Source organism: Shewanella sp. SP1S2-4 (assembly GCF_031932075.1).
Lineage (GTDB): Bacteria > Pseudomonadota > Gammaproteobacteria > Enterobacterales > Shewanellaceae > Shewanella > Shewanella baltica.
This window is the reverse complement of sequence record NZ_JAUOET010000004.1, coordinates 260,090-267,704: the sequence shown is the minus strand read 5'-3', so window position 1 is coordinate 267,704 and position 7,615 is coordinate 260,090. Positions and strand designations below refer to the sequence as shown.

Below are 7,615 nucleotides of genomic sequence, written 5' to 3'. Positions count from 1 at the left end.
CTGATCATATTGTTTAGCGAATATCACCCACTCGCAGAGCTTTAGCTCAGACGTTTCAGCTCATAGAGCAAATCAAGTGCCTGTTTTGGCGTTAAGTTATCGGGATTAATACTACTCAACTTAGTCAAGGCCGGATTTTCAATTGGTTCAGGTAACGCGAGTAAGCTTTGAATAGGCGTCCTCGTACCTTCAGCTTGATGATCGCGGCTTTCTAATTGCTGCAACTTATGCTTAGCGGCTTTAATTACCTTATTTGGCACACCGGCAAGTGCCGCAACTTGTAAACCGTAGCTTTTACTGGCGGCGCCTTCTTGTACTGCATGCATAAAGGCGATGGTATCATCGTGCTCTATGGCATCAAGGTGCACATTGTAAACACCTGCCATTAATTCAGGTAACTGAGTTAGTTCAAAATAATGGGTGGCGAATAGGGTCATAGCGCCGACTTGCTGGGCTAAATACTCTGCCGCCGACCAAGCGAGCGATAAACCATCATAGGTGGATGTGCCGCGGCCGATTTCATCCATTAACACTAAGCTACTGGCGGTGGCGTTGTGTAGAATGTTGGCGGTTTCTGTCATTTCTACCATAAAGGTTGAACGGCCAGAGGCCAGATCGTCAGAGGCGCCAATACGGGTAAAGATACGATCGATAGGGCCTATCAGTGCGCGATCTGCTGGCACAAAACAGCCAATGTGGGCCATCAGCGTGATCAAAGCGACTTGACGCATATAGGTCGATTTACCGCCCATGTTAGGTCCGGTTACAATCAACATACGTCTTTGATTGTGCAAGGTGACTGGGTTAGCGATAAACGGTGTTTGACTCACACGCTCCACCACTGGGTGACGACCAGCCTCTATCTGTACGCCGATATCTTGGCTCAGCTCTGGGCAAGTGTAGCCTAAGGTTTCGGCGCGCTCAGCAAAGTTACTTAACACATCAAGTTCTGCCGCCGCTCGAGCAAAAGCTTGTAATTCATGTAATTTTGGCAGAATAAGATCAAATAATTGTTCCCATAACTGCTTTTCGAGTGCCAGTGCTTTACCTTGGCTCGAGAGCACTTTTTCTTCGTACTCCTTAAGTTCAGGCGTGATATAACGCTCCATATTCTTAAGGGTTTGACGTCGTTGGTAATTGAGTGGCACTTGCGAGGATTGCAAGCGACTCACTTCGATGTAATAGCCGTGTACACGGTTATAGCCGACTTTAAGTGTGTTGATACCTGTACGTTCTTTTTCTCTGGCTTCGAGTTGTACTAAGTAATCGCTCGCACCTTCGCTAAGACTGCGCCATTCATCTAATTCGCTGTTGTAGCCTTCACGGATCACTCCGCCATCGCGGATAAGCATGGGAGGATTATCGACTATCGCGCGCTCAAGTAAGGCTTGTTCAGCGGGGAACTCACCTAAGTGTTGCCGTAATTGAGTCGTGTGCGGCGCGCTCAGTGTGCTTAAACTCTGTTGTAATTCAGGTAGTAAGCCCAGCGCTTGACGTAAACGGGCAAAGTCTCTTGGGCGAGCGGTACGCAGCGCGAGTCTTGCCATGATACGTTCAATATCGCCAAGTGCTTTTAACTGTTCATGCAAACCTTCGTGGGCGGCGGTATCGAGTAGTTCAGTCACCGCCTGTTGGCGTGCTTGGATGTGTTTTGGATCTCGAAGCGGCTGATGGATCCAGCGTTGTAACATGCGGCTGCCCATAGGCGTCGCCGTGTTATCCAATACTGCGGCTAAGGTATTATCGCGACCACCGGCAAGGTTTTGAGTGAGTTCTAGATTTCGGCGCGTTGCCGCATCGAGCACTATGCTATCGGTTTGATTAAAGCGGGTAATGGCATTGATATGGGGCAGGGCTGTGCGCTGTGTGTCTTTGACGTATTGCATCAAGCAACCTGCAGCCTGCAGTGATAAACGTGCATCTGCAATACCAAAACCATGCAAGTCTTTTGTGCCAAACTGAGCCAGTAGTAACTTGATGCTAGTGTCGTAATCAAATTCCCATTCAGGGCGACGACGTTTACCTTTAAAACCGTTTAGTAGACCTAGTTCGCCAAAGTCTTCACTGTAGAGAATTTCAACGGGATTAGTGCGTTGCAATTCAGCTTCTAATGACTCTCGCGTGTCGAGCTCGGCAATCACAAAACGTCCGGATGAAACATCCAGAGTGGCATAACCAAAACCGATTTTACCTTGATAAACCGCTGCCAATAGATTGTCTTGGCGTTCCTGCAGCAGGGCTTCGTCGGTCAAGGTGCCAGGCGTGACGATACGCACCACTTTACGCTCAACTGGTCCTTTAGAGGTTGCTGGGTCGCCAATTTGTTCACATATCGCAACCGATTGACCAATTTGAACTAATTTCGCAAGATAGCCTTCCACAGCATGGTAAGGCAGTCCCGCCATGGGGATAGGATCGCCACCACTTTTACCGCGTGCTGTGAGTGAAATGCCTAACAGCTCAGAAGCACGTTTAGCATCGTCATAAAACAACTCGTAGAAGTCACCCATGCGATAAAACAGTAACATGTCGTGATGTTCTGCTTTCATGGTCAAGTACTGACGCATCATAGGAGTATGTTTTTCTAAATCATCGGTATCAATTACATTCATTAAATCGTTATCGTCCGTTGTGACTGCCGTGGTTATGTGGGATTAAGCGCTATGGAAGCAGAAGACTGCTGTACAATTTTCAGCTAAAAAGACCACGCAAAATTTGCTGCGCCAATCTTAGCAATAATTTACCGAAAATTGAGCCCTTGATGACGGATATTCGTCAAAGGGATGCAATATCCGATTTGATATTCGCTAAAACCTTGGCCATATTAAAAAATCCCATAAGCTAAAAATAATTCAGCCACAGGTCTTGATACTGTATGATTGTACAGTATACTAGTCAGCAGAATTAAGACAAAAAGCGCGGCTTTTTGAATTACCCGTTTGTAAATTGAATATTACTTTTGACAGCTTAAGGCTTGTCTTGATGAGGGAACTGGAATGAAGGTCGATCCAAATAAAGAGAAAGCACTTGCTGCGGTATTGATCCAAATTGAGAAACAATTTGGTAAAGGCTCCATCATGAAGCTGGGTGAAGATCGCTCTATGGATGTTGAGACCATTTCTACCGGTTCTCTATCTCTGGACGTTGCTTTAGGCGCTGGCGGTTTGCCAATGGGTCGTATCGTTGAGATCTATGGTCCTGAATCATCAGGTAAAACGACACTGACTTTAGAAGTGATTGCCGCAGCGCAACGTGAAGGTAAAACCTGTGCCTTTATCGATGCTGAGCATGCACTCGACCCTATCTATGCTAAAAAATTGGGCGTAGATATTGATAACCTGCTGTGTTCACAACCGGATACCGGCGAGCAAGCGCTTGAGATTTGTGATGCATTAACTCGCTCAGGCGCTGTTGACGTTATCGTCGTTGACTCAGTGGCGGCATTAACGCCTAAAGCTGAAATCGAAGGTGAAATTGGTGATTCTCACATGGGCTTAGCGGCACGTATGATGAGCCAAGCCATGCGTAAACTTGCGGGTAACTTAAAGCAATCTAACACCTTACTTATCTTCATCAACCAAATCCGGATGAAGATTGGTGTGATGTTCGGTAACCCAGAAACGACAACCGGTGGTAACGCGCTGAAGTTCTATGCTTCTGTTCGTTTAGACATTCGTCGTACTGGTGCCATTAAAGACGGCGATGAAGTAGTCGGTAACGAAACTCGCGTTAAAGTGGTGAAAAACAAGGTTGCAGCACCGTTCAAGCAAGCCGAATTCCAAATCCTTTATGGCCAAGGTATTAACCGTACTGGTGAGTTAGTTGACTTAGGCGTAGCCCATAAGTTGATTGAAAAAGCGGGTGCTTGGTACAGTTATAAAGGCGATAAAATCGGTCAAGGCCGTGCTAATGCTGGTAAATATTTGACTGAAAACCCAGCCATTGCTACTGAAATTGACAAGACATTACGTGAGTTACTTTTGAGCAATCCTAGTGCACTGGCTGCTAAAGATGATGATAGCACGGAAGATAATGTTGATTTAGAAACAGGCGAAGTATTCTGAGTCAGTCAGCCCGTCAAATCGCGGTCGCGCTGTTAGCGCGCCGCGATTATTCCCGCTTACAAATCCGCGATAAATTGCTCGAGAAAGGCTTCGACCTTAACGATATCGAACCTGTACTCGACGCTTGTGAATCCTCCGGTTTTATCAATGATAATCGCTATGCTGAATTATTGGTGCGTAGCCACATTAGTCGAGGGCACGGTGCTATCCGTATCCGCCAAGCGATAGCGCAAAAAGGCTTGTCTAAAGATTGTATTGAAGCGGCGATAACCAATAGTGATTGTGACTGGTTTGAGCTAGCAAAAGATAAAGCCACCAAAAAATATGGTGTTCCCCGCGTAACAGAAGTGAAGGGCTCTAAAGCTCGGGATCTTATCGCGAAGGAAAAGGCCAAACGAGTGCGCTTTTTAATGGGTCAAGGCTTTAGCTACGATCAAATCACTTATGCGTTAGATTCAGATCCCAATGATCTCGACGACGATTATTAATTGCCTCAACTCATCGATTGCGATGTAACCTTAAGACTGCAAAGCTCCTTTAAATATCACTCAATAGGCTTAGTACAATTAGGTTTGATATCGAGTTAAATTCACTCGACACTGGCCTTAATCGCGCAAAATTCATATCGTCATCAATTACTCTTTACCTTGCCATTTTGACTCTAGCCACTCTTACGTGGGCTTTAACGCACTTTATGCAGTGTTGGTTATTCTTAACTTAGCCCACTAGGTCTATAAATAACCGTCTTGCCTAAAGTGCGTTAAATCTCCGCTGAATTCTGTATCTTGAGGTTGTTTGGGTATATATCACCAATCAAGGCTGGTCGTCCTTCCTCAGTCTGCTTATAATGCTGGGCAAATAGAAATACGGCTAGCCTAAGGCGTAGCTGGTAATGCTTACCCAATTCAGGATGATTTCATGTATCAAACTACAGCAGAGCTTAGAAGCGCTTTCCTCGAATTTTTCCGCAGCAATGGTCATCAAGTTGTGGACAGTAGTTCATTAGTGCCAGGCAACGATCCCACACTTTTATTTACCAATGCAGGCATGAACCAGTTCAAGGACGTGTTTCTTGGCATGGACAAACGCAATTATACGCGTGCGACCACTGCTCAACGTTGTGTACGCGCCGGTGGTAAGCATAACGATTTAGATAACGTCGGTTATACAGCACGTCATCACACCTTTTTCGAAATGCTGGGTAACTTCAGTTTTGGTGATTATTTCAAAGAAGAAGCGATTCGCTTTGGCTGGACATTCTTAACTGAAACGTTAAAGCTGCCGAAAGAACGTCTGTGTGTCACGATTTATCAAACAGATGATGAAGCCTTTGAAATCTGGAATAAAAAAATTGGTGTTGCTGCCGAGAACATTATCCGTATCGGCGACAACAAAGGTGCTGCTTATGCGTCAGATAACTTCTGGCAAATGGGTGATACTGGTCCTTGTGGCCCTTGTACTGAAATTTTCTATGACCATGGCGATCACATTTGGGGTGGCCGTCCTGGCAGTCCTGAAGAAGATGGCGACCGTTTCATCGAAATCTGGAACATCGTTTTCATGCAGTACAACCGTCAAGCATCAGGTGAAATGCTGCCTTTGCCTAAGCCATCGGTAGATACTGGCATGGGGATTGAGCGTATCGCCGCGATTATGCAAGGCGTACATTCTAACTACGAAATCGATATATTCCGTACTTTGATCGCTAAAGCGGCAGAAATCATCGGCGTAAGCGATTTAAGCGAGAAGTCACTGCGCGTCATTGCCGACCATATCCGTTCATGTGCATTCCTTATTGCCGATGGTGTTATGCCGTCGAACGAAGGCCGCGGTTATGTGCTGCGCCGCATTATCCGCCGCGCAGTTCGCCATGGTAACAAGTTGGGCGCGACCGAAGCTTTCTTCTATAAGTTGGTTCCATCTTTGATTGCGGTGATGGGCGATGCGGCTAAAGGGTTAGCTGAGACGCAAGTCATTGTTGAAAAAGCGCTGAAAGCGGAAGAGGAGCAATTTGCCCGTACGCTTGAACGTGGTTTAGGTATTTTAGATACGGCCTTAAACGAGTTGAAAGGCGACACCTTAGACGGCGAAACCGTATTTAAGCTGTATGACACCTATGGCTTCCCAATGGATTTGACCGCTGACGTCTGTCGTGAGCGCAACATCATTGTCGATGAAGCAGGTTTCGAAGTCGCCATGGCTGAGCAACGTAGCCGCGCCCAAGCTGCTGGTAACTTTGGTGCAGATTACAACGCAGCGCTGAAAATCGATGCTGAAACCGCATTCACTGGTTACACCGAATTAGCGGGCCAAGCTAAGGTCACCGCGATTTATCTAAACGGTGAGTCAGTGACGGCTATCAAGGCGGGTGACGAAGCCGTTGTCGTGCTCGATGTAACACCTTTCTACGCTGAATCTGGCGGTCAAGTGGGCGATAAAGGCCAACTGGTTGCGAGCGGTGTTGAGTTTACGGTAAACGATACGCAAAAGTATGGTCAAGCAACGGGCCATCAAGGTGTTTTAGCTACAGGTAACTTGAGTGTTGGCCAAGTTGTTGAAGCGAAAGTCGACAAAAAACTGCGTCACCGTACTCAGTTAAACCATTCTGTTACGCATTTACTGCATGCCGCACTGCGTCAAGTGCTCGGTACTCACGTTTCGCAAAAAGGTTCTTTGGTTGATCCGGAACGTTTGCGTTTTGACTTCTCCCATTTCGAAGGTGTAAAAGCCGCTGAATTAAAAGAAGTTGAAGAATTAGTTAACACTCAAATTCGTCGTAACCATGAGCTGAAAACCGCTGAAATGGGTATAGATGAAGCCAAAGAGAAAGGCGCAATGGCGCTCTTTGGTGAGAAATATGATTCACAAGTACGTGTTGTGACTATGGGCGATTTCTCTATCGAATTGTGTGGCGGTACCCATGTGGGCCGCACAGGCGATATCGGTTTATTCAAAATTACCTCTGAAGCGGGTATTGCAGCAGGTGTTCGTCGTATCGAAGCTGTGACTGGTGCCGCAGCTATGGCTTATGTGGCGCAGCAACAAGCTGAACTGGAAGAAGCAGCAGCCTTATTGAAAGGCGATGCCAACTCAGTTGTCGCTAAGTTAAAAGCCCAGCTCGACAAAATGAAGCAACTTGAAAAAGAAATGGCGCAGCTGAAAGACAAGCTGGCGGCCGCAGCGAGTGCAGATTTAGTGGGCGATGCCGTTGTAGTTAATGGCGTTAACGTGCTGATCAAAAAATTAGACGGCGTTGAGGCAAGTTCATTACGCGGCTTGCAAGATGAATTAAAACAGAAATTGAAATCGGCCATTATCGTGCTTGGCACCGCGCAGGAAGGGAAAGTTAACCTGATCGCGGGTGTGAGTAACGATCTGATCGGTAAAGTCAAAGCGGGTGAGCTCGTCGCTATGGTCGCTGCACAAGTTGGCGGTAAAGGCGGTGGTCGTCCTGATATGGCTCAAGCGGGCGGTAGCCAGCCAGAAAATCTGGATGCGGCATTGGCTCAAGTATTACCTTGGATTACTGAGCGTCTAGCTTAAGAGGTTGC

Annotated in this window: 4 protein-coding genes; 3 read left to right on the top strand and 1 reads right to left on the bottom strand. The window is 46.7% G+C overall.

Annotation, left to right across the window (positions count from 1 at the left end):
* Positions 1 to 41: 41 nt before the first annotated feature.
* Positions 42 to 2,612 (bottom strand): DNA mismatch repair protein MutS, encoded by a 2,571-nt coding sequence (mutS, locus tag Q4Q52_RS07120; RefSeq protein WP_311990193.1) that lies wholly within the window; start codon positions 2,610 to 2,612, stop codon positions 42 to 44.
* Between the two features lie 384 nt (positions 2,613 to 2,996).
* Here mutS and recA point away from each other — a divergent pair, with 384 nt between their 5' ends.
* The 3 genes from recA (at position 2,997) to alaS (ending at position 7,607) form a co-directional block, all read left to right on the top strand.
* Positions 2,997 to 4,064, top strand: coding sequence for a recombinase RecA (gene recA / locus Q4Q52_RS07115; RefSeq protein ID WP_311891864.1), 1,068 nt, complete (start codon positions 2,997 to 2,999; stop codon positions 4,062 to 4,064).
* Between the two features lie 17 nt (positions 4,065 to 4,081).
* Entirely contained in the window at positions 4,082 to 4,552 is a 471-nt protein-coding gene (locus Q4Q52_RS07110; protein WP_409373250.1) for a regulatory protein RecX, read from the top strand.
* Positions 4,553 to 4,982: 430 nt separating this feature from the next.
* Positions 4,983 to 7,607: an alanine--tRNA ligase gene (gene alaS, locus Q4Q52_RS07105; protein WP_311891866.1), complete on the top strand. Its 2,625-nt coding sequence runs from the start codon at positions 4,983 to 4,985 to the stop codon at positions 7,605 to 7,607.
* The last annotated feature ends 8 nt before the right edge of the window (positions 7,608 to 7,615 follow it).

Excerpts from the sequence above, each read along its gene's own strand:
- mutS (WP_311990193.1), bottom strand. The coding sequence starts at position 2,612 with ATGAATGTAATTGATACCGATGATTTAGAAAAACATACTCCTATGATG.
- recA (WP_311891864.1), top strand. The coding sequence starts at position 2,997 with ATGAAGGTCGATCCAAATAAAGAGAAAGCACTTGCTGCGGTATTGATC.
- alaS (WP_311891866.1), top strand. The coding sequence starts at position 4,983 with ATGTATCAAACTACAGCAGAGCTTAGAAGCGCTTTCCTCGAATTTTTC.